Consider the following 23,073-nt stretch of genomic DNA (forward strand, 5'->3'; position numbering starts at 1 on the left):
CGCGGTCAACAGTGGCCTAAATGCCAATGCCCCCGCGACAAACAAGGAATGCCGCCATGCCGGAGCATTTCAGGACGATCGACGCCGCTCGCAAAACCCTCGGCGCAATCGAAAATTCCGCTGTCGACGAATTGCTTGCCGGCAGGATCGGCCGGCGCGAATTCCTGCGCCATGGCAGCGTGCTCGGCCTGTCGCTGCCCTTCCTCGGCGGCATCGCCTCGGCGGCCGGCCTCGGCGCTCCGCAGGCGCGCGCCGAAGGCAAGCCCGGCGGCACGGTGCGCGCCGGCGTCGCCGTGCCGGGCGGTGCCATCGATCCCGTCACCTTCTATGACAGCGGCAGCTATCAGCTGGTTTTCCAGACTGCCGAGTTCCTCTGCGTGACGCAGCCGGACCTGACGCTGAAGCCGGTGCTGGCCGAAAGCTGGTCGCCCAACGCTGACGGCAGCGTGTGGATCTTCAAGCTGCGCAAGGGCGTGAAATTCCACAATGGCGAGACTTTCAAAGCCGACGACGTCGTGGCAACCTTCGATCGCCTTGCCGACCCGAACGGCACGTCCAACGCTCTCTCGGTGTTCAAGGGCCTGCTGTCGAAGGGCGGCACGCGCAAGGTCGACGACCACACCGTCGAATTCCATCTCGACGCGCCGAACGGCAGCTTCCCCTATTCGGTGTCGATCGACAATTACAACGCCGTCATCCTGCCGGCGAGCTACAAGGGCGACTACGAGAAGACCTTCGAAGGCACCGGTCCGTTCCGGCTCGAAAGCTACACGCCGAAGGTCGGCGCGAGCTTCGTGCGCAATCCCGACTATTGGGGCGAGAAGGCCTTGCCTGACCGGCTCGAGTTCAAATTCTACGGCGACGTGCAGCCTCGCATCCTGGCGCTGCAGGCGGGCGAGGTCGACGTTCTCGACGCGATCCCGCTCGACGTCAGCCAGGTGGTGCTGGGCAATCCCGACATCACCGTGCTGCGCGTCGCCTCGACCGCGCATCGCCAGTTCCATATGCGCTGCGACATGGCGCCCTTCACCGACAAGCGCGTGCGCCAGGCGCTGGCCTTGTGCATCGACCGCTCCCAACTGGTCGACGGTCTCTGCCGCGGCATGGCGGCTACCGGCAATGACAGCCCGTTCGCGCCGGCTTTCCCGGTCACCGACAAGTCGGTAACGCAACGCACGCAGGACATCGCCAAGGCCAAGCAACTGATGGAAGCGGCGGGGCTCGCCAACGGCTTCGACATGACGCTGACGACGCTGCGCTATTCCGACATTCCCGGCTACGCGCAACTGTTCCAGAACTTCGCCAAGGAGATCGGCGCCCGCATCTCGCTCAACATCGAGGACCAGGACAAATACTACGGCAAGGCGGTGTTCGGCCAGTCGGACTGGCTGGACAGCCCGCTCGGCATCACCGACTACGCGCACCGCAGCGTGCCGAACGTCTTCCTCAAGAGCCCGTTGGTCAGCGATGGCCCGTGGAACGCGGCGCATTTCAAGAACGCGACCTATGACGGCATGGTCGCCAGCTATTTGAAGGCGCTCGACCTCGACGCGCAGCGCAAGGCCGCTTCCGACATCCAGAAGCTGCTGCTCGACGAGACGCCGGTGATCTTCAGCTATTTCCCGGACCTCCTGGTGCCGGTGCGCAAGAATGTCAGCGGCCTGCCGCCGATCGCCGCCGGCCTGCTGCTCGATCGTGTATCGGTGGCGTCATGACCATGGTTGCGCGAAAGAACCCGGCCGCAGGCGACGAGAAGAGGACGACGACCATTCGCAAGCCCCATCTGCGCGGCCGCGGGCCGCATTTCCCGGTGCTCGACAACATCGTGCAGTACGAGTTCGAACCGGGCTATGTCGCCTTCACCATGCCCTCGCCCAAGCGGCTGCGCGTGCAGGTCGGGTCGATGATCGTCGCCGATACCACCAAGGCGCTGGTATTCCAGGAGAGCGACCATCTGCCCGTATACTACTTCCCGATGAGCGACGTGCGGGAAGAGTTCCTGCTGCCGAGCCGGACGACGACCGAAGACCCGTTCAAGGGTGTCGCCACGCATTACTCGCTGAACACCGGCATCACGCTGGTCGAGGACGGCGCCTGGCGCTACCTCGACCCCGTCAAGGGCTGTCCGCCGATCGGCGACTACATCTCCTTCTATTGGCCGAAGATGACCCATTGGTATGAAGAGGACGAAGAGATCTTCGTGCACGCCCGCGATCCGTTCCGCCGCGTCGACTGCCTGCCTTCATCGCGGCGCGTGCAGGTGATCCTCGACGGCGAGCAGGTGGCCGATTCGCGGCGCGGCGTGTTCCTGTTCGAGACCGGACATCCGGTACGGCATTATCTGCCGATCTCGGACACGCGGCTCGATATGTTTTCGCTGAGCCGCTACATCTCGCGCTGCCCCTACAAGGGCATCTCCAATTATTACCATGTGACGACCCCGAAGAAGCGGCACGAGAACCTGGTCTGGTACTATCCAGAGCCGGTGCACGAGGCCGAGCGGATCAAGGGGCTGGTCTGCTTCCACCATGAACTGGTCGACAAGATCCTGGTCGACGGCGTGGAAATCCCGAAGGAAGCGACGGCGGCGTCGGACGGCTATTTCTGAACTTCATGCTCGACCGGCCAGGACCTGGCTCAGCCTGAGTTTCGCTTTTTGCGTCCGCCCCGCGGCGGTGCTATTTTGCGGCGCGCGGCGGACGTCTGCTTATGAGGAAAGCATTCCATCATGCGGTTTGGCCCTGGCTTGTCGTCCTGGCGGCGACGCCGATGCCAGCGTTTGCCGAAAATGCTCCCGGTCTCGAACTGAAGCTCGACATCGACCAGGATGGCAAGACCGACCGGGCGGTCGTGGTGCAGGAGGCTGGCGGTCCCGCCGATCTCTACATCTATCTGGGCGAGGAGAAGCCCGATCCCGCGCGCCAGCCGGATTTCGTCAGGAAAGGACTGACAGAAGACCGCGTCATCGACCTCCAAAGCAAGGGCAAGGGATCGCTGGCGGTCACGTCATGCTTCGGCTGTGGCGCCAGCAAATCGACGGAAGAGACGCTGACGATCGTCAATCGCCACGGCAAGTTTCTGGTCGGCGGCTATAGCCGCAACTGGGACTGGAACCAGCAGACGTCAGGCGGCGTCGAGACGACGCTTGGCGATTGCGACATCAACTATCTCACCGGCAGGGCCACCGCCTCCAAGGATCTGGAAGAGGGCAAACCGATCAAGGGCAAATTCAGGCCGGTGCCGTTGAAGGACTGGTCCGCCGTCAAGCGCCCCAAGGCCTGCGAGTTTTGAGGGCCACGTCGTGGCGCTGCCGGCCCTCGCCTTTACTCCGCCGCCACGCCTTTCACCTCGAGATAGCTCTCCATGGAATCGTCCAGCGCCTGCAGCCAGGGCGTATGGTGGATCGGCGCCATGGTGCCGGTCATCAGCGAGCGATAGGCGTTGTCGCGGAAGGTCATGATGTTTTCCATCTTGTGGTGCTCCCACTCCATGAAGGTGCGGTTGACCGCCTCGACGTCGAAGCCCGGATAGTCGGTCTGGTCCATCAGCTCCTTGGTGTAGTCGCCCTGGAACCAGATCATCTGCTCGGCGTCCTCCAGCGTCTCCTCGCGTGCGCGCCACTTGGCGCCGTGCTCGGCCATCGCCTGGGCCGACGGCAGCTTGATGCGGCCCATGATGACGTCGCGGGCGAACCAGGCCTGCGCGTCGAACATGTTGAAGGTGTAGAACTGGTCCTGCATGCCGATGTAGAAAAGCTTCGGGTTCTTCTCCCAGACGACGCCTTCGTAGAGATCGAGCGGCCACATCCGGTTGGCGGTCTTGAGCTTCAGGTCGTCGGTGAGAAAAGGGAAGGAATGCAGATAGCCGGTGCACAGGATGATGGCATCGACGTCCTTTGTGGTGCCGTCCTTGAAGTGCGCCGTCTTGCCGACGACTTTCTGTAAGAGCGGCACCTCCTTCCAGTTCTCCGGCCACTTGAAGCCCATCGGCTTCGAGCGATAGCTGGAGGTGATCGACTTGGCGCCGTATTTGTAGCATTGCGAGCCGATGTCCTCGGCCGAATAGGAGCGGCCGATGATCAGGATGTCCTTGCCCTTGAATTCCATCGCGTCGCGGAAATCGTGGCTGTGCAGGATGCGGCCGTTGAATGTCGAAAAACCCTCGAAATAGGGCACGTTGGGCACGGAGAAATGCCCTGAGGCGACGACGACATTGTCGAACTCTTCGGAGTAGGTGACGTCGTTGCCGCGGTCATGCGCGGTGACGGTGAACTTTTTGGTCTCGTCCGAAAACGTCACCATGCGCACCGGGCTGTTGAAACGCACCCATTCGCGCAGGCCTGATTTCTCGACGCGGCCCTTGATATAATCCCACAGTACGGCGCGCGGCGGATAGGAGCCGATCGGCCTGCCGAAATGCTCCTCGAACGTGTAGTCGGCGAATTCGAGGCATTCCTTCGGGCCGTTCGACCAGAGATAGCGGTACATCGAGCCATGCACCGGATCGCCATGCTCGTCGAGGCCGGTGCGCCAGGTGTAATTCCACAGGCCGCCCCAGTCGCTCTGCTTTTCGAAACAGACGATTTCCGGGATCTCGGCGCCCTTGTCGGCTGCCGACTTGAAGGCCCTTAGCTGCGCCAGGCCCGACGGTCCGGCTCCGATGACGGCAACACGAGTTTTCATTGCGGGCCTCCTCTTTTTGATTTCCCCAGCGAAACAAATTTCACTCACAGTGACAGTAATTGGGCCTTCGGTGCTGTCAACAGACATCTGCGGCAACGGCGTTTGCGTGAACGGTTTTTCTGCGCAAAAGGCGGCGGCGGTCGCGTTGAAGTAGTTGCACCATGAGACATACAGTGGCTTGCTGTCGCGGTTGCGCTCTTGTATCGCCACCGCATATGTTCACCTTGAGTGAAATAAATCCGCGAGGGTCGGGGCGACATGGCGAACAAGAATTCCGGCACCAGGTCCACCGATGCGGCAGCGAAGGGCAACGCGCCGCCGAAGCGCGTTTCGGCGGACGGGCGCACGATCCGCACGCCATTGACGCAGAATCCGCACGCCATCCGCGACACGCGCGAGAAAGTGTTGGAAGTGGCGATCGGCCATGAGGTGCGCGCGTTCCGCAAGAAGCTCGGCATCACCGTCGCCGATCTCGCCACCGCCACCGACATTTCACTTGGCATGCTGTCGAAGATCGAGAACGGCATCACCTCGCCGTCGCTGACGACGCTGCAGGCGCTGTCACGGGCGCTGGGCGTTCCGGTGACCGCGTTCTTCCGCCGTTTCGAGGAAGAGCACAGCGCCGTTTTCGTCAAGGCCGGCCAGGGTGTCGACGTCGAGCGGCGCGGCACGCGCGCCGGCCACCAGTATAATCTGCTCGGACATATCGGCGCCAACACCAGCGGCGTCGTCGTCGAGCCCTACCTCATCACGCTGACCGAGAATTCGGACGTGTTCCCGACCTTCCAGCATGCCGGCATGGAGTTCCTCTACATGCTCGAAGGCGAGGTTGTTTACCGGCACGGCAACAATCTCTATGCGATGAAGCCGGGCGACAGCCTGTTCTTCGACGCCGACGCCCCGCACGGACCGGAAGAGCTGACGCAACTGCCGATGCGCTATCTGTCGATTATCTGCTATCCGCAAAACAGCGCTGGGTGATTGGCTGATCCGGCCCTTACCGCGTTCGTCATTCTAGGGCGAAGCAAGGAGCGAAGCGGCACGCGCGCAGACCCTAGAATCCATGCCGCGACGCTAAGGCGTTGCAACGGTTACGGAATTCCGCGCCCTTGCACCCTACACCCGAGGTCATGGCATGGATACTCGGGTCAAGCCCGAGTATGACGACGTCATGGGGGTTTCGGCCAATCTCCAACGTCGGCGCCGGGGCGCCCAAGGCGGAGATCAGCGGTTCAGTCCGGTCCAAACCCCGGGCTGGTCGGGCTGCCGTCGTCGAGCTTCGAGAGCCAGTCGACCAGCGTCGGCCGATACCGCGTCAGGCCCTTGTAGGTGGCGAGCTCTTCCGGCAGGTCGCGGATGACGCGGTGCAGGCGGCGCGCCCATTTCGGCTGCGTGACCAACTCGTCCATCTTGATCAGGTAGCAGCGGATCGGGAAGACGATGCCGTTGGAGCGCGGCAGACGCCAGAAGCTCTGCAATTCGACGCGCAGATGCACCTTGTCGCCGACATTCTCCGGCGTGACCGTGGCGCGGTCCGGACCCCATTTGTGATAATTCTCGGGGCTGGTGTCGAGGCGCGGATTGATGGTCATCGTCCAGTTGAGGCGCCTGGCCGGCTTGCCCTGCTGGATGTTGGTGAGGAATTTCAGCGCGCGGGTGAAAATGCCCTTCTCATGCGCCAACGGCACCGGCGCGTGCCATTCGAAGAAGTTCATGCCGATGTCGAAGTCGAGCGACCAGTCGGCCTGCGTGGTGACCATGCCGGCATCCATCCACAGATTGCCGTCGCGCTGGTCGAGGATGCAGAAGTCGCCCTGGCTCTGGCGGGTGATGTATTCCATCGGCCCGTAGGGCAGCGTCGAGGTGTCGCCGAAAGTGAAGGTGTCGTCGATGCCGAGCGGCCGGTTGATCCAGCGCCAGCGGTCGCCGTTTCGCTCCAGCGTGAAATGCTCGGGATATCCCAGCGCCTGCTGCTCCATCAGGAGCTCGAGCAGGTCCCAGCCGGCGAGCGTCATGTGCGGCAGCGACTGGCAGCGCAGCGGATCCTCGGCCAGCACCAGCGCGCGGTCCTGCATCTCGGCGACATAGTGCTCGTCAACGTCGATCAGGTTTTCGAGAACGCTGCCCTTCGGCCCCACGACATGCGGCTCGATGTTGACCGCGTACATGTAGGCGTCTTCGTTGAACGGGAACGGAAAGCGCCTGATGTGCTCCGGGCTGTTCTTGAAGGTGAAGTCGTCGCGAAAAGTTTCCTTGCGAAAGGTGATGCCCATTGACGCCTCCTATCTTTCCAGGACCAGCAACTTGCCCTCGAAGCGCGAGACGCAAGGCATGATCTTGCAGCCTGAACGGTGATCTTCCTCGCTCAGCCAGTGATCGTTGTGGATGAACTTGCCGTCGGAAGAGATCACATTGGTCTCGCATTGGCCGCAGACGCCGCCACGGCACAGGTAGGGCGGGTCGACGCCGGCGGCTTCGATGGCTTCGAGCAGGCTCTGCTGCTCGCCGACGCGGATCGTCTTGCCGCTGACAGCCAACTCGACGTCGAACGGCGCGCCGGGTTGCGGAGCCGCGAAGTGCTCGAAATGCACAGTCTCGGGCGGCCAGCCCAGGCTTGCTGCCCGATCGCGCACCCAGTTGATCATGCCGGCCGGGCCGCAGACATAGAGATGCGTGCCGAGCGGCTGCGAGGACAAGAGCCGATCGAGATCGATGCGCTCCTCGCGGTCGTCGTGATAGAGCCTGACCCGGTTGCCGTAGCGCTCTCGGAGCACATCGGCATAGGTGCCGAGCGAAGCGGTGCGGCAGGTGTAGTGCAACTCGAAATTGCCGCCGCCCCCTGCCAGTTGCGCGGTCTGCGCCATGAAGGGCGTGATGCCGATGCCGCCAGCCAGCATCAGGTGTTTTTTTGCTCTCAGATCGAGCGAGAACAGGTTCACAGGATAGCTGATCACCATCTCCAGGCCAGGCTTGACGGACCTATGCATGAACAGCGAGCCGCCACGGCCAACATCGTCGCGCCGGATGGAAATCGTGTATTCGCGCGTGTCGAGCGGCGAGCCCATCAGGGAATAGGGATTGAGCCTAGTGCGGTCGCCGTCGCGCATCTCGACCACGACATGGGCGCCGCCGGAAAAGGTCGGCAGCAACTCGCCGTCGCGGCGACGGAAATGGAAGCGGGTGACGAGATCGTTGACGGGAACGACGTCGCTGACGACGACGTCGAGCTTGGTGGTGCCCGTGCTCATGGGAAGGCCTCCTCCATTGGAGGGATCTCGGAGCGATCCTCGGCGTTGATGCACACGCCCTGGAAGGCGGCGAGGCGCCGCGAATAGTGATCGCGCACCAGGAGCAGCAGGCCGCAATGCGAACAGAGCGCCGGCTGCGTGGTCACATTCTCGGTGATGCCCTTGCAGTGCACGCACTGCATGCGCCGCGCCAGCGAGCCGCGATGCTCGGTCTCAATCGAGGTGTGGTCGATGCCGGCTTCAAGCGCGGCCTGCATGGCCTGGCCGATCAGGCCCTCGGTGCCGGCAAGATAGAGGCGCAACCCCATATGGGCGTTGGTCAGCGTCTGCCTGAGCCGCGGCAGGAGGCTGGCGAAGGATGGCGGCAGATGGAGCTGGGCCGGCCTCAGCGCCTCAAGCGCTGAGATGTGCTTGCCCTCGGGGTCGGGAATAAAGACGATCTCGGCTCCGTCGAAGAAGCCGGGCGGAGCCTTGCCGGCCATGTTCGTTATCGCCAGCGCGCCTTCTGCGTCGGCGATGAAAAGATGATGCTTGCCGGGCTGCGGAGAGAGCGTTCCGTAGATGGGCCGGCTGATGATCGTCTTGGCTGCCATTCTTTCCTTCGTGCCTCGAAATCCCTCCCCCTTGATGATGCCTCAGCCCTTGGCGGTCCGCTTGGTCTTTTTCGGATCGTCGAACGGCAATGGCTGCGCCGTCGCCTTGATGGAGCCGCTCTTGTTGTGGATCTCGAGCTTGGTGTCCTTGACGGCACAGTCCACGTCGAGCCGGGCGATGCCCATCGATTTCTTGACCAGCGGCGAATACATGGCGCAGGTGACCACGCCGACCTTTTTGCCGTCGCGGTAGACCGGCGCGCCTTCGTCCGCCGGCTCCTTGCCGTCGAGCAGCACGCCGTAGATCTTGAAGCGCTCCTTGCCTTTCAGCCTATAGTGTTCCTCGGCACCGCGGAAGCCGGTCTTGCCGGGGCTGACGGTGAAGTCGAGGCCGAGTTCCCACAGCGTGTCGCCGGGGCCTTCGTTCTCGAACGGATACTTTTGGGAATTGTCGTAGGGGTAGAAGAGCAGGTAGCTCTCGACGCGCAGCATGTCGAGCGTGGTGAAGCGGCACGGAATGATGCCGGCGCTCTTGCCCTCATCGAGGATCCTGTCCCAGATCGTGCCGGCGTCCTGGCCGCGGCAGAAGATCTCGTAGCCGCGCTCGCCGGTATAGCCGGTGCGCGAGATCATCACCGGGAAACCGAAGAGTTGCGTGTGCATGTGGTGGAAGTAGTTGAGGTCGCGGATGCCAGGCACGTGCTTGGCCAGATAGTCGACGGCGGTCGGCCCCTGCAGCGACAGGTCATGCAGATTGTCGTCGAAGCGAAGCGAGACATCGCGGCCCATCGCCGCCCGCTGCAGTTCCTCGTGGCCGGTGCCGGAGCCGTGCACGACCATCCAGGAGTTCGGGCTGATGCGGTAGAGGATGCAGTCGTCGGTGAATTTTCCGGCTTCGTTCAACATGCAGGCATAGGCCGACTTGCCGGGATAGATCTTTTCGACGTCGCGCGTCGTGGCGAGGTCGATGAGATGCGAGGCGTGCGGCCCGGTGATATGGACCTTCTTCAGGCCGGAGACGTCCATGAGCCCGGCCTTGGTGCGGATCGCGACATATTCCGCGTCGGCATCCTTGTCGTAGGTCCAGGCGGTGCCCATGCCGCTCCAGTCCTCGAGTTTCGAGCCGAGCGCGCGATGGCGGTCCGCCAGGGTCGAGAATCTCCAGGATGCCGTCATCCGATCGTCCTCCGTGCGATTTAAGTCGTTGCCGTTCCCTGCTCCTGCTTGGTGGCGGAGCTTGGTCGAATTGACCGCAAACGGCGAAGCCCTGCAATCCCCTTGAAGCAAAAAATTTCATTGTCAGGCAAATTTCTTGACCTGAACAAACGGTTTACGATGCGTAAATCCGGCTTGACAATTACGGGAATCGAGCGGAATTTATGAAAAAAATTTCACTCTGTTGAAAGAGTGGGCGCCCGGTCGGGGTGTATGGCCGGACGTCGCCAGAAGGGGAAAACCGATGTCCGATATGCAGCAGCGCATCGAAGCGCTGTACCGTTCCGACTTGCGTGGATCCGTGCTCCTGATCGTGTGCCTGTGGGCGACGATCCTCTTCGTCCTCCTGATGACATGGCCGTACATTCCGCACAGCGGCATCAAGCTCGTGGTGGCGGTTGCGGCCGCCGCGGTGCTGATCTTCAACACCGCCGCGATCCTCGCCATGCTCAACCACTACAAGGAAGACAAGGACTTCATCTACGGGCTCGACATCAAGAACGCCGACGCCGCCCGCAACCGTCAATCGTGAAGGGAGAAACCATGCCTCGCTATATCCCGCCGGAGCAGAGCAAGGCCGGACAGGTCCTCGACATCGCGGTCGTGGTGGTCGCAATCTTCGTGGCGCTCTGGCTGCCGCTGAAACTCGGCTTTGCCGGGGCGGCGAAGTCGATCGACGCGCTCGACGCCAAGACCTGGGACGCGCTCGGCCAGAACGCGACCATGGCCTCGATCTGGGAGAAGCTGGGCTACACGCCGGAGACGGCGCACGACATCATCCAGAACCGCTTCCATTACATCATCGACTGGCCGACGCTGATCATCATGGCGATCGTGCTGATCGCCTATTTCGTTTTCCTGTTCCGCGCCTCCGACAAGGAATATCGCGAGGTCATCAACGAGAAGTTCGACGACAAGTAGACTTCGACGACAAAGAGACTTTCGACGATAAAGAGTTCGGGGAAAACATCATGTGGATGGGACTGTCTTACGTTTGCTGGGCCATCTCGGTCGTGCTTGCGCTGTGGATGCTCTACGACTGGTTCAAGGTCGATACGACCTATTCCGAGGAGACTTTGACGTCTTCCCGTGAAGGTGAGCTTGAAGCCGTTTCCGAAAAACACCGGATCTGAGTGGGGACGATATGACGGCTGCGGTTGAAACGGGACAAACGACGACAATCCACGGCGACAGGGTCTCGCTGCTTCGGGTGCTCGGCCCGGCGCATGTGTGGGCGCTGGGCGTCGGCATCGTGCTGGTCGGCGAGTTCACCGGCTGGAATTTCTCCGCCGACAAGGGTGGCGCGCTCGCCGCGCTGATCGTCTGCTGGGTCGTCGGACTGCTCTACACCTCGGTCGCGATGATCGACTCGGAGGTGACGTCGACGGTCGCCGCCGCCGGCGGCCAATATGCGCAGGCCAAGCATATCGTCGGGCCGCTGATGGCCTTCAACGTCGCGCTGTTCCTGGTGTTCGCCTACACCATGCTCGAGGTGTCGGACGCGATCCTCCTCGGCGACACGATCGTCGCCAAGGCCGGCGTCGAAGGACTGACGCACAATTCCTTCATCGCCGCCACCATCGTCGTGCTCGCCTGGCTCAACTATCGCGGCGTGCTGATGACGCTCAACGTCAATTTCGTCATCACCGCGATCGCCTATGTCTCGATCGTCATCCTGTTCTTCTCGGTCAGCCCGTGGACGCAAGGCGCGGTGCTGAAACTAAACGAGCTGGTCACCCCCGCCAATGCGCTGCCCTATGGCTGGATCGGCGTGATCGCCGCCTTCCAGTTCGGCATCTGGTACTATCTCGGCATCGAGGGAACGACCCAGGCGGCCGAGGAAGTGCGCTCGCCGGCGCGCTCCCTGCCCTACGGCACCATGGCCGGCATGATCACGCTTTTGATCGCCGCCGCGATGACCTGGTATGTCTGCGCCTCGCTGATGCCCTGGGAATATCTCGGCATCACCTATTATCCGCTGTGGGATGCCGGCAAGCTGACCGGCAGCCCGCTGCTCGAAAACCTGCTCTTCATCGCGACGCTGCTTGCCGCGCTTGCCTCGGCCAATGGCTGCATCAACGACGCGGCGCGCGCCTGGTTCTCGCTCGGCCGCGACCGCTATCTGCCGAGCTGGTTCTCGGCGGTGCATCCGAAGTATCGCACGCCCTACCGCTCGATCCTGTTCCTGCTGCCGATCGCGCTGGCCTTCGCCTTCATCGCCGACCTCAACCAGGCGATCACCTTCTCGATCCTGTCGGGCGTGCTGCAATACACCTTCATGAGCATCAACATCATGATGTTCCGCAAGAAGTGGCCACTGGGTTCGATCCGCCGCGGCTACACACACCCCTTCCACCCGCTGCCCGCGATCGTGCTGTTCTGCCTGTGCATGGTGACGTTCTTCGCCATCTTCCTCGGCTTCGGCTCGCAGCTGATCGCGATGACGGTGTTCTATTTCCTGATTTCGCTGTGGTTCCACTTCTACCGCTACAAGTTCGTGCGGCGCGGCGACCAGTTCTCCATGCCGTGGCCGAAGCCGCAGGGTTATTGAGTGGAGTGAAGGCCCGCCTTTCGATGGCGGGCCGTGGCGTGTCGCGATGTCCGAGCTGGCGTCAGTATTGCTTACCGGGGCGATCGCACTGGGCGTCGTCGTCCATATCGCCTGGCTGGCGCGTGCCGGCCGCGACAGGGCGAAGGCTGACTTGGCCGCCGATGCGGCCAGCGTTCGCAGCGTCATTGCGGACGCCGCCGACATTTCCGACGGCACGGCCGGCGTCGTCACCTGGGCCGGTTCCTGGAACGGCCAGCGCGTCCAGCTGCGCACCATCGTCGACACGCTGGCGACACGAAAGCTGCCGACACGCTGGCTCAGCGTTTCGATCACCGAGCCGGTCGCGGTGCCGGGTACGTTCGACATGATGATGCGGCCGAATTCGGCAACGACGTTTTCCAATTTCGATCATCTTGCGCACACGCTGCCGAAGGTGCTCGGCTTTCCCGCCGACGCAGTGCTCAGGACGGACCGCAAGGGCGTCGCTTTCCCGCAGGACCTGATCGCCGTGCATACCGGCATTTTTGCCGAAAGTCGCGCCAAGGAATTGCTGGTCACGCCGAACGGCGTGCGCATCGTCTGGCTGCTGGCGGAGGCCGAACGCGCCCGCTACGGCGTGTTCCGGCAGGCGGCGTTCGGCGATACCAGGATCGATCCTGCCTCGATCGAACGCCTGCTCGCGGTGGCCTCGGGCCTGCGCGAAGCCATCAACCGGCGCGAAAGGCAGGCAGCATGACCGACGAAACCGCTTCCTCCGCCCCGGCCAATCCGTATCTCGTGCTCGGCGCGGCGATTGTTTTGCCGGCAAGCGGCCATGTCATGCTCGGCGTGCCGGTGCGCGGCCTGCAGTTCCTGTTCTTCATGGTGATCCTTGGTTGGGTAACGACCAAGCTGGCGCCGGCCGAAGCCGGCTTCATCGGCCGCCATGCCGGCGGTTTCCTGATCTATGCCCTCTCGATCCTCGACGCCTACAGGATCGCGCGCATCCGCCATGCGATCTGGGTTCACAAGGCGCGTCCGGACGGCGATAGTGCCAAAGGTGATGTGCCGTCGAATATATAACGACAGGAAAATTTCTTTCATACCAATTGAATTTGGCCAACTCATTGGGTACATCATCTGAGAGCCAAAAAACGCCGGAGGTTGGCATGTGCGGAATCGTCGGACTTTTCTTGAAGGACAAGGCGCTGGAGCCGAAGCTCGGCGCGATGCTGTCGGAGATGCTGGTGTCGCTCAGCGACCGCGGCCCGGACAGTGCCGGCATCGCTATCTATGGCGCCCCTTCCAAGAATGAAGCCAAGATCACCATCCAGTCGGCCAAGCCGGAGCGCGATTTCCGCGGCCTCGATGTCGAGCTCGCCAAGGCGATCGGCGCTCCCGTCAGTCTTGCCACGAAATCCACCCACGCCGTCATCCGTACCGCGCCTGACAAGGTCGACGCCGCGCGCGAGGCGCTGCAGACGCTGCGGCCCGACATCCGCATCATGGGCGCCGGCGAAGCAGTCGAGATTTACAAGGAAGTCGGTTTGCCGGAAGCCGTCGTCGACCGCTTCGACGTACGCTCCATGACCGGCACCCACGGCATCGGCCACACCCGCATGGCGACGGAATCGGCGGTGACGACGATGGGCGCGCATCCGTTCTCGACCGGCGCTGACCAGTGCCTGGTGCACAATGGCTCGCTGTCCAACCACAACAACGTACGGCGCGAACTCATCCGCGACGGCATGACCTTCGAGACCGAGAACGACACCGAGGTGGCGGCCGCCTATCTCTCCAACCGGATGGCGCACGGCAAGAATCTTGGCGAGGCGCTGGAAGGCACGCTCTCCGACCTCGACGGCTTCTTCACCTTCGTCGTCGGCACCAAGAACGGCTTCGGCGTGGTGCGCGATCCGATCGCCTGCAAGCCCGCCGTCATGGCCGAGACCGACCAGTATGTCGCCTTCGGCTCCGAATATCGCGCGCTGACCAAGCTGCCCGGCATCGACAATGCGCGGGTCTGGGAGCCCGAGCCCGCAACCGTTTATTTCTGGGAGCACTGAGCCGATGCCGGCAACCACAATGTCGAAAGCCGAGCGGGATCAGAGCCATGCGAGGGTCTTCGACCTCTCGCAACAGTCGCTGCGCGAACTGAACCAGGCGCTGCACAAGCTCACGCCCGGCTCCAACGAGACCGCCTGGGAAGTGCTCAACCCGAAAGGCAGCCACTCTGTGGCGGTCGGTGTCGACCAGCCGGTCAGCATCGATGTGCGCGGCAGCGTCGGCTATTACTGCGCCGGCATGAATGACGGCGCCGCGATCACCGTGCACGGCTCTGCCGGTCCCGGCGTCGGCGAGAACATGATGTCGGGCTCGATCGTCATCAAGGGCGACGCCAGCCAGTATGCCGGCGCCACCGGCCGCGGCGGTCTTCTCGTCATCGAGGGCAACGCCTCGTCGCGCTGCGGCATTTCGATGAAGGGCATCGACATTGTCGTGCACGGCAATATCGGCCACATGTCGGCCTTCATGGCGCAGTCCGGCAATCTGGTCGTGCTGGGCGATGCCGGCGATGCGCTGGGCGATTCCATCTACGAGGCGCGGCTCTTCGTGCGCGGCAAGGTGGAAAGCCTCGGCGCCGACTGCATCGCCAAGGAGATGCGGCCCGAGCATATCGAATTGCTGCAGGGCCTGCTCGACAAGGCCGGCGTCACCGGCGTCAAGGCGTCGGAGTTCAAGCGCTACGGCTCGGCCCGCAAACTCTACAATTTCAATATCGACAACGCCGACGCGTATTGAGGCAAGATGACCTACCGCAACCCGCCGACGACGCCGCGCAAATCCGCGACCTTCGACGACTACACGCTTTCCGAAATCCGCCGCGCGGCAGCAACCGGCATCTATGACATCCGCGGCGCCGGCGCCAAGCGCAAGCTGCCGCATTTCGACGACCTCTTGTTCCTCGGCGCCTCGATCTCGCGCTATCCGCTCGAAGGCTATCGCGAGCGCTGCGACACCTCGGTGGTGCTCGGCTCGCGCCATGCCAGGAAGCCGATCGAGTTGAAGATCCCGATCACCATCGCCGGCATGAGTTTCGGATCGCTCTCCGGCCCGGCCAAGGAGGCGCTCGGACGCGGCGCGACTCTCTCCGGTACCTCGACCACGACCGGCGACGGCGGCATGACCGAGGAAGAACGCGGCCATTCCAAGCAACTGGTCTACCAGTATCTGCCGTCTCGCTACGGCATGAACCCGCGCGACCTGCGCCGCGCCGACGCCATCGAAGTGGTCGTCGGCCAGGGCGCGAAGCCGGGCGGCGGCGGCATGCTGCTCGGACAGAAGATCTCCGATCGCGTCGCCGAGATGCGCACCCTGCCCAAGGGCATCGACCAGCGCTCGGCCTCGCGCCATCCCGACTGGACCGGGCCGGACGATCTCGAGATCAAGATCCTCGAGCTGCGCGAGATCACCGACTGGGAAAAGCCGATCTACGTCAAGGTCGGCGGCGCCCGCCCCTACTATGACACCGCGCTCGCGGTGAAGGCCGGCGCCGATGTCGTGGTGGTCGACGGCATGCAGGGCGGCACGGCTGCCACCCAGGAAGTGTTCATCGAGAATGTCGGCCAGCCGACGCTTGCCTGCATCCGGCCGGCGGTACAGGCGCTGCAGGACCTCGGCATGCACCGCAAGGTGCAGCTCATTGTCTCGGGCGGCATCCGCAATGGCGCCGATGTCGCCAAGGCGCTGGCGCTCGGCGTCGACGCTGTGTCGATCGGAACGGCGGCGCTGGTCGCGCTTGGCGACAATGATCCCCGCTGGGAGGCGGAGTACAGTGCGCTCGGCACCACGGCCGGCGCCTATGACGACTGGCACGAGGGTCGCGATCCGGCCGGCATCACCACGCAGGATCCCGAGCTGATGAAGCGGGTCGACCCGATCGCGGCCGGACGGCGGCTGGCGAACTACCTCAAGGTGATGACGCTCGAAGCGCAGACGATTGCCCGCGCCTGCGGCAAGAATAGTCTGCACAATCTCGAGCCAGAGGATCTCGTCGCGCTCTCGATCGAAGCCGCCGCCATGGCCGGCGTGCCTTTAGCCGGTACCAACTGGATACCGGGGAAGAACGGCTTCTAGGACAAACTTCCAAGACACATAAGCGAGGAACTACATAATGGGGAACGATCTCGCCGCATTCGCCAAGGAGAACGGCGTCAAATATTTCATGATCTCCTACACCGACCTGTTCAGCGGGCAGCGTGCCAAGCTGGTGCCGGCGCAGGCGATCGCCGACATGCAGAAGGACGGTGCAGGATTTGCCGGCTTCGCCACATGGCTCGACCTGACGCCAGCGCATCCGGACATGCTGGCGGTGCCGGATCCGGCTTCGGTCATCCAACTACCGTGGAAGAAGGACGTCGCCTGGGTAGCCGCCAACTGCATCATGGACGACAAAGAGGTCGACCAGGCGCCGCGCAACACGCTGAAGCGGCTGATCGACGAAGCCGCCCGCGACGGCATGCATGTCAAGACCGGCGTCGAGGCCGAGTTCTTCCTGATCTCGCCCGACGGCAGGGCGATCTCCGACGAATACGATACAGCCTCGAAACCCTGTTACGACCAGCAGGCGGTGATGCGGCGCTACGACGTCATCGCCGAGATCTGCGACCATATGCTGGCGCTGGGCTGGGGCCCGTACCAGAACGACCATGAGGACGCCAACGGCCAGTTCGAGATGAACTGGATGTTCGATCACGCGCTGGCGACCGCCGACAAGCACTCCTTCTTCAAGTTCATGGTCAAGTCGATCGCCGAAAAGCACGGCTTGCGCGCGACGTTCATGCCCAAGCCCTTCCAGGGCCTGACCGGCAATGGCTGCCATGCGCACATCTCGGTGTGGGACGAGACCGGCAAGACCAATGTCTTTGCCGACAATTCGGAAGAGCTCGGCCTGTCTGCCAAGGGCAGGAACTTCCTCGGCGGCATCATGAAGCATGCCTCCGCGCTTGCCGCGATCACCAACCCGACGGTCAATTCCTACAAGCGCATCAACGCGCCGCGCACCATTTCGGGCGCGACCTGGGCGCCGAACACGGTGACCTGGACCGGCAACAACCGCACGCACATGGTGCGCGTGCCCGGGCCTGGCCGTTTCGAATTGCGCCTGCCGGACGGCGCCGCCAATCCGTATTTGCTGCAGGCCGTCATCATCGCTGCCGGCCTCGACGGCATCCGCTCGAAGGCCGACCCCGGCAAGCGCTACGACATCGACATGTATCAGCTCGGCCATACCGTTACGGACGCGCCGAAACTGCCGCTCAACCTGCTCGATGCGCTGCGCGAATTCGACAAGGACAAATCGCTCAAGGCGGCGCTGGGTGAGGAATTCTCGTCGGCATATCTAAAGCTGAAGCAGCAGGAATGGAATTCCTATGCTTCGCACTTCACGCAGTGGGAGCGCGACCACACGCTGGATATCTGATATCTCGGCGGTGCGAGCGACCTCGGAATGAACTGATGAAATATTCGATCTTCTCGCTCGCCCGCGCCGCCCTTTCCGGCCACAAGAACTGGCAGCCGACCTGGCGCGATGCTGCGCCCAAGGACCGCTATGACGTGATCATCATCGGCGGCGGCGGCCACGGGCTCGCGACCGCCTGGTTTCTCGCCAGCGAGTTCGGTATCCGCAATGTCGCGGTGCTGGAAAAAGGGTGGATCGGCTCCGGCAATGCCGGCCGCAACACCACCATCATCCGCTCCAATTACGGCCTTCCCGGCAACACCGGCTTCTACGAATTGTCGATGAAGCTGTGGGAGAGGATGGAGCAGGACCTCAACTACAACGCCATGGTCAGCCAGCGCGGCGTGCTCAACCTCTATCACTCCGACGCGCAGCGCGACGCTTTCGCCCGGCGCGGCAACACCATGCGCATCAACGGCATCGATGCGGAGCTGCTCGACCAGGCGGCGCTCAGGAAAATGCTGCCGTTCCTGAATTTCGACAATGCGCGTTTCCCCGTGCAAGGCGGGCTGCTGCAGCGGCGCGGCGGCACGGCGCGGCATGACGCCGTGGTGTGGGGCTACGCGCATGCGGCGAGCGAACTCGGCGTCGACATCATCCAGAATTGCGAGGTTACCGGCTTCACGCGCGACGCCAATGGCAAGGTCACCGGCGTCGAGACCTCACGCGGCAAGATCGGCGCCGGCAAGGTCGGCATGGCGGTGGCGGGTTCTTCCTCGCGCGTCGCGGCGATGGCTGGCCTGCGTCTGCCGATCGAAAGCCATGTGCTGCAGGCCTTCGTCTCCGAAGCGATCAAGCCGCTGATCCCCGGCGTGATGACCTTCGGCGCCGGACATTTTTATGTCAGCCAGTCGGACAAGGGCGGGCTGGTCTTCGGCGGCGACATCGACGGCTACAACTCCTATGCCCAGCGCGGCAACCTGCCGGTCATGGAAGATGTCTGCGAAGGCGGCATGGCGCTGATCCCGATGATCGGCCGCGTGCGGCTCTTACGTCAGTGGGGCGGCATCATGGACATGTCGATGGACGGCACGCCGATCATCGACAAGAGCCCGGTGGACGGCCTCTACATCAATGCAGGCTGGTGCTATGGCGGCTTCAAGGCGACGCCCGGCTCGGGCTTGGTCTTCGCCCACCTCATCGCCCGCGATCAATCGCACAAGGAAGCCGCGCTTTTCCGCCTCGACCGCTTCCAGCGCGGCGCCATGATCGACGAGAAGGGCCAGGGCGCCCAACCGAACCTGCATTAGAGATAGAGCACGATGTTATCCAAAAACCGCTCCACACTTTTTGGCATCATGCTCTGAGGACAGCCGGAAACCGATGCGCATTACCTGTCCCTTCTGCGGCGAACGCGAACTCGGCGAGTTCACCTATCTCGGCGACGCCAAGCCGCAACGTCCCGCGGCCGATGCCGGCGAGGACGCCGTCTACGATTACGTCTATCTGCGCGACAACATCGCCGGCGTGATGAGCGAGCACTGGTACCATGGCGGCGGCTGCCGGGCCTGGCTGAAGGTCACCCGCAACACGCTGACGCATGAGATTTCGGCCGTCGAGCCGGCGGCGGGCGCCGGTGCCTCCAAGGTTGGTGCGTGATGCGCGGCGATCAGGCAAACCGGCTGAACAATGGCGGTCTTATCGACCGCTCGGCCCCGCTCAATTTCCGCTTCGACAGCAAGACGTTCTCGGGCTTCAAGGGTGACACGCTGGCGTCCGCGCTTGTCGCCAATGGTATCAAGCTGGTCGGCCGCTCGTTCAAATACCATCGCCCGCGCGGCATCCTGACGGCGGGCTCGGAAGAACCCAACGCGCTGGTCGAGCTGCGCAGCGGCGCAAGGCGTGAGGCGAACACCAAGGCGACGACGGCTGAGCTCTATGAGGGTCTCGAAGCCGCCAGCCAGAACCGCTGGCCGTCGCTCAATTTCGACGTGATGTCGGTCAACCAGCTGTTCGCGCCGATCTTCGTCGCCGGCTTCTATTACAAGACCTTCATGTGGCCGGCGAAGTTCTGGGAGGCGATCTACGAGCCTGCGATCCGGCGCGCCGCCGGTCTCGGCCGCGCAGCGCAGGTTTCCGACCCCGACCACTATGACAAGGCCTGGGCGCATTGCGACGTGGTGATCGCCGGTTCTGGCCCGGCGGGCCTGGCGGCTGCCCTTGCCGCCGCGCGCTGCGGCGCGCGCGTCATCCTGTGCGAAGAGGATTTCGTCCTCGGCGGCCGCCTGCTCGCCGATGGCGGCACGATCGACGGATTGCCGGCCGCCGAATGGGTCGCGCGCGCGGTCGCCGAACTGGCGGCGATGCCGGATGTGCGCGTCATGACGCGCACGACTTTGTTCGGCGTCTATGACGGTGGCACCTATGGTGCGATCGAGCGCGTCAACGACCATCTGCCGGTGCCGCCGGAACATCAGGTGCGGCAGCGGCTGTGGCGCATCGTGGCCAAGCGCTGCGTGGTCGCCGCCGGCGCGATCGAACGTCCGATCGTCTTTGCCGGCAACGACACGCCCGGCGTGATGATGGCGTCGGCCATGCGCAGTTACATCAACCGCTACGCCGCCACGCCGTCCCGGCGGATCGCGCTGTTCACCAACAACGAGGATGGCTGGCGCACGGCCGAAACGGCGATCGCCGCCGGACTGCAGGTCGCGGCGGTGATCGATGCGCGGCCGGACGTTTCGCCGGCGCATCGCTCGCTGGCCAGCAAGGGCGGCTTCCCGGTGCTGCACGGCGCCGTCAGCGGCGTCGATGGCGGCAAGGGCGGCGTGCGCAAGATCTCCGTCTCGCTGACCGGCGGCGCGCGCGCCGAGGTCGAGGCGGACGGGCTCGCCGTCTCCGGCGGCTGGAATCCGGCGGTCGGACTCACCTCCTATCATCGCGGCCGGCCGAAATGGCGCGACGACATAGCCGCCTTCGTGCCCGACGGCGCACCGCCCGGCATGGTCGCGGCGGGCGCCGCCAACGGCGCTTTCGGACTTGGCACCTGCCTGCGCGAAGGGTTTGAAGTCGGCGCTGCCGCGGCACGCGATGCCGGACGCGGCGGCAATACCGGATCGATGCCGGTCGCCGACGACGAAGCCTTTTCGATCACCCCGGTCTGGCATGTCGCCGGCAAGGGCAAGGCCTTCGTCGACCAGCAGCACGACGTCACCGCTTCCGATGTCGAGCTGGCGCAGCGCGAGGGTTTTCAATCGGTCGAGCATCTGAAGCGCTACACGACGCTCGGCATGGCGACCGACCAGGGCAAGACGTCGAATGTCGCCGGCCTCGCCATCATGGCCGCGGTCAGCGGCAAATCCATTCCCGAGACCGGCACGACGATCTACCGGCCGCCTTACGTGCCGGTCGCCATCGGCGCCTTTGCCGGCCACCACCGTGACGAGAATTTCCATGCGACCCGGCTGACGCCCTCGCATCACTGGGCGGCCGAACAGGGCGCAGTGTTTGTCGACACCGGCCTTTGGAAGCGCGCGCAGTGGTACCCCCGCGCGGGCGAGAAGGACTGGCTGGAATCGGTCACCCGCGAGGTGAAGGCCGTGCGCAACGGCGTCGGCTTCTGCGATGTCTCGACGCTCGGCAAGATCGACGTGCATGGGCCAGACGCAGGCACCTTCCTCGACCGCGTCTACATCAACGCCTTCTCCAGCCTTGCCGTCGGCAAGGCGCGTTACGGGCTGATGCTGCGCGAGGATGGCATCGTCTATGACGACGGCACGACCTCGCGTTTGGCTGAGGACCATTATTTCCTCACCACCACGACCGCCAAGGCCGGGCTGGTGATGCAGCACCTCGAATTCTGCCGGCAGGTGCTGTTCCCCGAGCTCGACGTGCAGCTGACCTCCGTTTCGGACCAGTGGGCGCAGTTCTCGATCGCCGGGCCGAAGACTCGCGATCTCTTGAAGGAGATCGTCGATCCGGCCGAAGACCTGTCGAATGAAGGTTTTCCGTTCATGGGCGCGCGGGAAGTTGCGTTGCGCGGCGGCTTGAAGGCGAGGCTGTTCCGCATCTCCTTCTCCGGCGAGATGGCCTTCGAGATTTCGGTGCCGGCGCGCTACGGCGAGGCGATGGCGCGCAACCTGATGATTGCCGGCAAGCCATTCGGTGTGACGCCCTACGGCACCGAGGCGCTCGGCGTGATGCGCATCGAAAAGGGCCACGTCGCCGGGCCGGAGCTCAACGGCACCACCACGGCTGGCGATCTCGGCCTCGGCAAGATGATGTCGACCAAGAAGGATTTCATCGGCCGCGTCATGGCCGGCCGCGAGGCGCTGGTCGCGCCGAACCGGCAGGTGGTCGTCGGCATCAAGCCGACCGACAAGGCGCGCCGCCTGCGCTCCGGCGCGCATATCATTCCGAAGGGCGAGACCCCTGGCCCCGACAACGACCAGGGGTATGTCACCTCGGTCTGCTTCTCGCCGGTGCTCGACCAGTGGATCGGGCTCGGCCTTGTCGAGCGCGGCCGCGAGCGCATCGGCGAGATCGTGCGGGCGCATGATCCGCTGCGCGGCGAGGACTATGATGTCGAGCTCTGCAATTCCGTCTTCTACGATCCGGATGGAGGGCGCCAGCGTGGCTGATTTTTCCTGGGATGTCCGCAGCCCGCTCGACCGCGCGCTGGTCGCCGGCGCTTACGGCGCGCAAGGCGAAGTCGGCGTTTCGCTGACCGAGATCCGCAATTTCGACCTCGTGCAGGTCATGGCGCGGCGCGGCAACGCCGCCGAGATGGCGAAGGCCGCAAAGACGCGCTTCGGCGTTGCCGCGCCGGAAACGCCCAGGGCGGTCGACGCGGCCGACGCGACACTGATCTGGTCGGGACCCGGCCAGTTCCTCGTGCTGTCCAAAGGCGGCAAGTACACGATGGATGGGCTTGCGCCTGTCTTTGCCGGCTCGGCCTCGCTGTCCGACCAGTCGCATGCGCGGGCGCTGATCAGCGTCTCTGGCGAGAAGGCGCGCGCGATGCTTGCGAAGCAGTCGTCGATCGATCTGCATCCGGATGTGTTCGGCGTCGGCGCGGCGGCTGCCACATCGATGGATCATACCAGCGTCACGCTGTGGCGCGGTGACGACCTGGCGGACGGACGCGCCGTGTTCAATCTCCTGGTGTTCGCGACCTTCGCGGAGAGCCTGTGGCACACGATTCTGGACTCGGCTGCCGAGTATGGCGTCACGATCAGCCATTCCGAAGAGTTGGCATAGCGACGCGCCTTTCCCTTCTCGCCTTGCCAAACGCCATCGCCCTGCTATTCTCTCAGCGAAAATAATTTTACACACAGGCAAACTT

23 protein-coding genes are annotated in these 23,073 nt (G+C 63.7%); 18 read left to right on the forward strand and 5 right to left on the reverse strand.

Annotated elements, in window-relative coordinates; genetic code table 11:
- Window positions 1-56 precede the first annotated feature (56 nt).
- The 3 genes from FJ430_RS28695 to FJ430_RS28705 all read left to right on the forward strand — a co-directional run bounded on the left by FJ430_RS28695 (window position 57) and on the right by FJ430_RS28705 (window position 3,291).
- Window positions 57-1,715, forward strand: coding sequence for an ABC transporter substrate-binding protein (locus FJ430_RS28695; protein WP_140705127.1), 1,659 nt, complete (start codon window positions 57-59; stop codon window positions 1,713-1,715).
- A 2-nt stretch (window positions 1,716-1,717) separates the two neighbouring features.
- Window positions 1,718-2,608, forward strand: a complete 891-nt coding sequence (locus FJ430_RS28700; protein ID WP_140705514.1) for a DUF427 domain-containing protein — start codon at window positions 1,718-1,720, stop codon at window positions 2,606-2,608.
- A 101-nt stretch (window positions 2,609-2,709) separates the two neighbouring features.
- On the forward strand, window positions 2,710-3,291 hold the full coding sequence (locus tag FJ430_RS28705) for a hypothetical protein (protein ID WP_140705125.1): 582 nt from the start codon (window positions 2,710-2,712) through the stop codon (window positions 3,289-3,291).
- A 32-nt stretch (window positions 3,292-3,323) separates the two neighbouring features.
- On the opposite strand, the gene FJ430_RS28710 is transcribed toward FJ430_RS28705, so the two are convergent.
- Complete coding sequence (locus tag FJ430_RS28710; protein ID WP_140705123.1) at window positions 3,324-4,682, reverse strand: NAD(P)-binding domain-containing protein; 1,359 nt, start codon at window positions 4,680-4,682, stop codon at window positions 3,324-3,326.
- A gap of 258 nt (window positions 4,683-4,940) precedes the next feature.
- On the opposite strand from FJ430_RS28710, the gene FJ430_RS28715 reads away from it, so the two are divergent.
- A complete protein-coding gene (locus tag FJ430_RS28715; RefSeq protein WP_140705121.1) occupies window positions 4,941-5,663 on the forward strand; it encodes a helix-turn-helix domain-containing protein in 723 nt (240 codons plus the stop codon).
- 251 nt (window positions 5,664-5,914) lie between these two features.
- On the opposite strand, the gene FJ430_RS28720 is transcribed toward FJ430_RS28715, so the two are convergent.
- From FJ430_RS28720 to FJ430_RS28735, 4 genes are read right to left on the reverse strand one after another with little or no spacing between them, the layout of a single operon-like run.
- Window positions 5,915-6,955, reverse strand: a complete 1,041-nt coding sequence (locus FJ430_RS28720) for a heme-dependent oxidative N-demethylase family protein (RefSeq protein WP_140645117.1) — start codon at window positions 6,953-6,955, stop codon at window positions 5,915-5,917.
- Between the two features lie 9 nt (window positions 6,956-6,964).
- Window positions 6,965-7,930 (reverse strand): PDR/VanB family oxidoreductase, encoded by a 966-nt coding sequence (locus tag FJ430_RS28725; protein WP_140705119.1) that lies wholly within the window; start codon window positions 7,928-7,930, stop codon window positions 6,965-6,967.
- Window positions 7,927-8,523, reverse strand: a complete 597-nt coding sequence (locus FJ430_RS28730; protein ID WP_140705117.1) for a dimethylamine monooxygenase subunit DmmA family protein — start codon at window positions 8,521-8,523, stop codon at window positions 7,927-7,929. Before FJ430_RS28730 ends, FJ430_RS28725 begins: the two co-directional genes overlap by 4 nt.
- 42 nt (window positions 8,524-8,565) lie before the next feature.
- A complete protein-coding gene (locus tag FJ430_RS28735) occupies window positions 8,566-9,699 on the reverse strand; it encodes an aminomethyltransferase family protein (RefSeq protein WP_140705115.1) in 1,134 nt (377 codons plus the stop codon).
- 283 nt (window positions 9,700-9,982) lie between these two features.
- Here FJ430_RS28735 and FJ430_RS28740 point away from each other — a divergent pair, with 283 nt between their 5' ends.
- From FJ430_RS28740 to FJ430_RS28805, 14 genes are all read left to right on the forward strand, one after another.
- A complete protein-coding gene (locus tag FJ430_RS28740) occupies window positions 9,983-10,270 on the forward strand; it encodes a hypothetical protein (protein WP_140705113.1) in 288 nt (95 codons plus the stop codon).
- 11 nt (window positions 10,271-10,281) lie between these two features.
- The gene (locus FJ430_RS28745) at window positions 10,282-10,659 is read left to right on the forward strand and encodes a hypothetical protein (RefSeq protein WP_140705111.1); all 378 of its coding nucleotides are present in this window, start codon (window positions 10,282-10,284) and stop codon (window positions 10,657-10,659) included.
- A 56-nt stretch (window positions 10,660-10,715) separates the two neighbouring features.
- On the forward strand, window positions 10,716-10,871 hold the full coding sequence (locus FJ430_RS28750; RefSeq protein WP_181175375.1) for a hypothetical protein: 156 nt from the start codon (window positions 10,716-10,718) through the stop codon (window positions 10,869-10,871).
- Between the two features lie 11 nt (window positions 10,872-10,882).
- Window positions 10,883-12,289, forward strand: a complete 1,407-nt coding sequence (locus FJ430_RS28755) for an APC family permease (protein ID WP_140657749.1) — start codon at window positions 10,883-10,885, stop codon at window positions 12,287-12,289.
- A 46-nt stretch (window positions 12,290-12,335) separates the two neighbouring features.
- Window positions 12,336-13,025, forward strand: a complete 690-nt coding sequence (locus FJ430_RS28760) for a hypothetical protein (protein WP_181175340.1) — start codon at window positions 12,336-12,338, stop codon at window positions 13,023-13,025.
- The gene (locus FJ430_RS28765; RefSeq protein WP_140705109.1) at window positions 13,022-13,351 is read left to right on the forward strand and encodes a hypothetical protein; all 330 of its coding nucleotides are present in this window, start codon (window positions 13,022-13,024) and stop codon (window positions 13,349-13,351) included. Before FJ430_RS28760 ends, FJ430_RS28765 begins: the two co-directional genes overlap by 4 nt.
- Window positions 13,352-13,437: 86 nt before the next feature.
- Window positions 13,438-14,334: a class II glutamine amidotransferase gene (locus FJ430_RS28770; protein ID WP_140645125.1), complete on the forward strand. Its 897-nt coding sequence runs from the start codon at window positions 13,438-13,440 to the stop codon at window positions 14,332-14,334.
- Between the two features lie 4 nt (window positions 14,335-14,338).
- On the forward strand, window positions 14,339-15,070 hold the full coding sequence (locus FJ430_RS28775) for a GXGXG domain-containing protein (RefSeq protein WP_140705107.1): 732 nt from the start codon (window positions 14,339-14,341) through the stop codon (window positions 15,068-15,070).
- 6 nt (window positions 15,071-15,076) lie between these two features.
- Window positions 15,077-16,405, forward strand: a complete 1,329-nt coding sequence (locus FJ430_RS28780; protein ID WP_140705105.1) for an FMN-binding glutamate synthase family protein — start codon at window positions 15,077-15,079, stop codon at window positions 16,403-16,405.
- A 37-nt stretch (window positions 16,406-16,442) separates the two neighbouring features.
- Window positions 16,443-17,750, forward strand: coding sequence for a type III glutamate--ammonia ligase (gene glnT, locus FJ430_RS28785; protein WP_140705103.1), 1,308 nt, complete (start codon window positions 16,443-16,445; stop codon window positions 17,748-17,750).
- 35 nt (window positions 17,751-17,785) lie between these two features.
- Complete coding sequence (locus FJ430_RS28790) at window positions 17,786-19,039, forward strand: sarcosine oxidase subunit beta family protein (RefSeq protein ID WP_140705101.1); 1,254 nt, start codon at window positions 17,786-17,788, stop codon at window positions 19,037-19,039.
- Between the two features lie 73 nt (window positions 19,040-19,112).
- On the forward strand, window positions 19,113-19,388 hold the full coding sequence (locus tag FJ430_RS28795; RefSeq protein WP_140705099.1) for a sarcosine oxidase subunit delta: 276 nt from the start codon (window positions 19,113-19,115) through the stop codon (window positions 19,386-19,388).
- A complete protein-coding gene (locus FJ430_RS28800) occupies window positions 19,388-22,369 on the forward strand; it encodes a sarcosine oxidase subunit alpha (RefSeq protein ID WP_140705097.1) in 2,982 nt (993 codons plus the stop codon). Before FJ430_RS28795 ends, FJ430_RS28800 begins: the two co-directional genes overlap by 1 nt.
- Complete coding sequence (locus FJ430_RS28805) at window positions 22,362-22,988, forward strand: sarcosine oxidase subunit gamma (RefSeq protein ID WP_140705095.1); 627 nt, start codon at window positions 22,362-22,364, stop codon at window positions 22,986-22,988. The genes FJ430_RS28800 and FJ430_RS28805 overlap by 8 nt, the downstream gene beginning before the upstream one ends.
- Window positions 22,989-23,073 lie beyond the last annotated feature (85 nt).

The sequence above is a fragment of the Mesorhizobium sp. B2-8-5 genome (genome assembly GCF_006440675.2).
Taxonomy (GTDB): Bacteria; Pseudomonadota; Alphaproteobacteria; order Rhizobiales; family Rhizobiaceae; genus Mesorhizobium.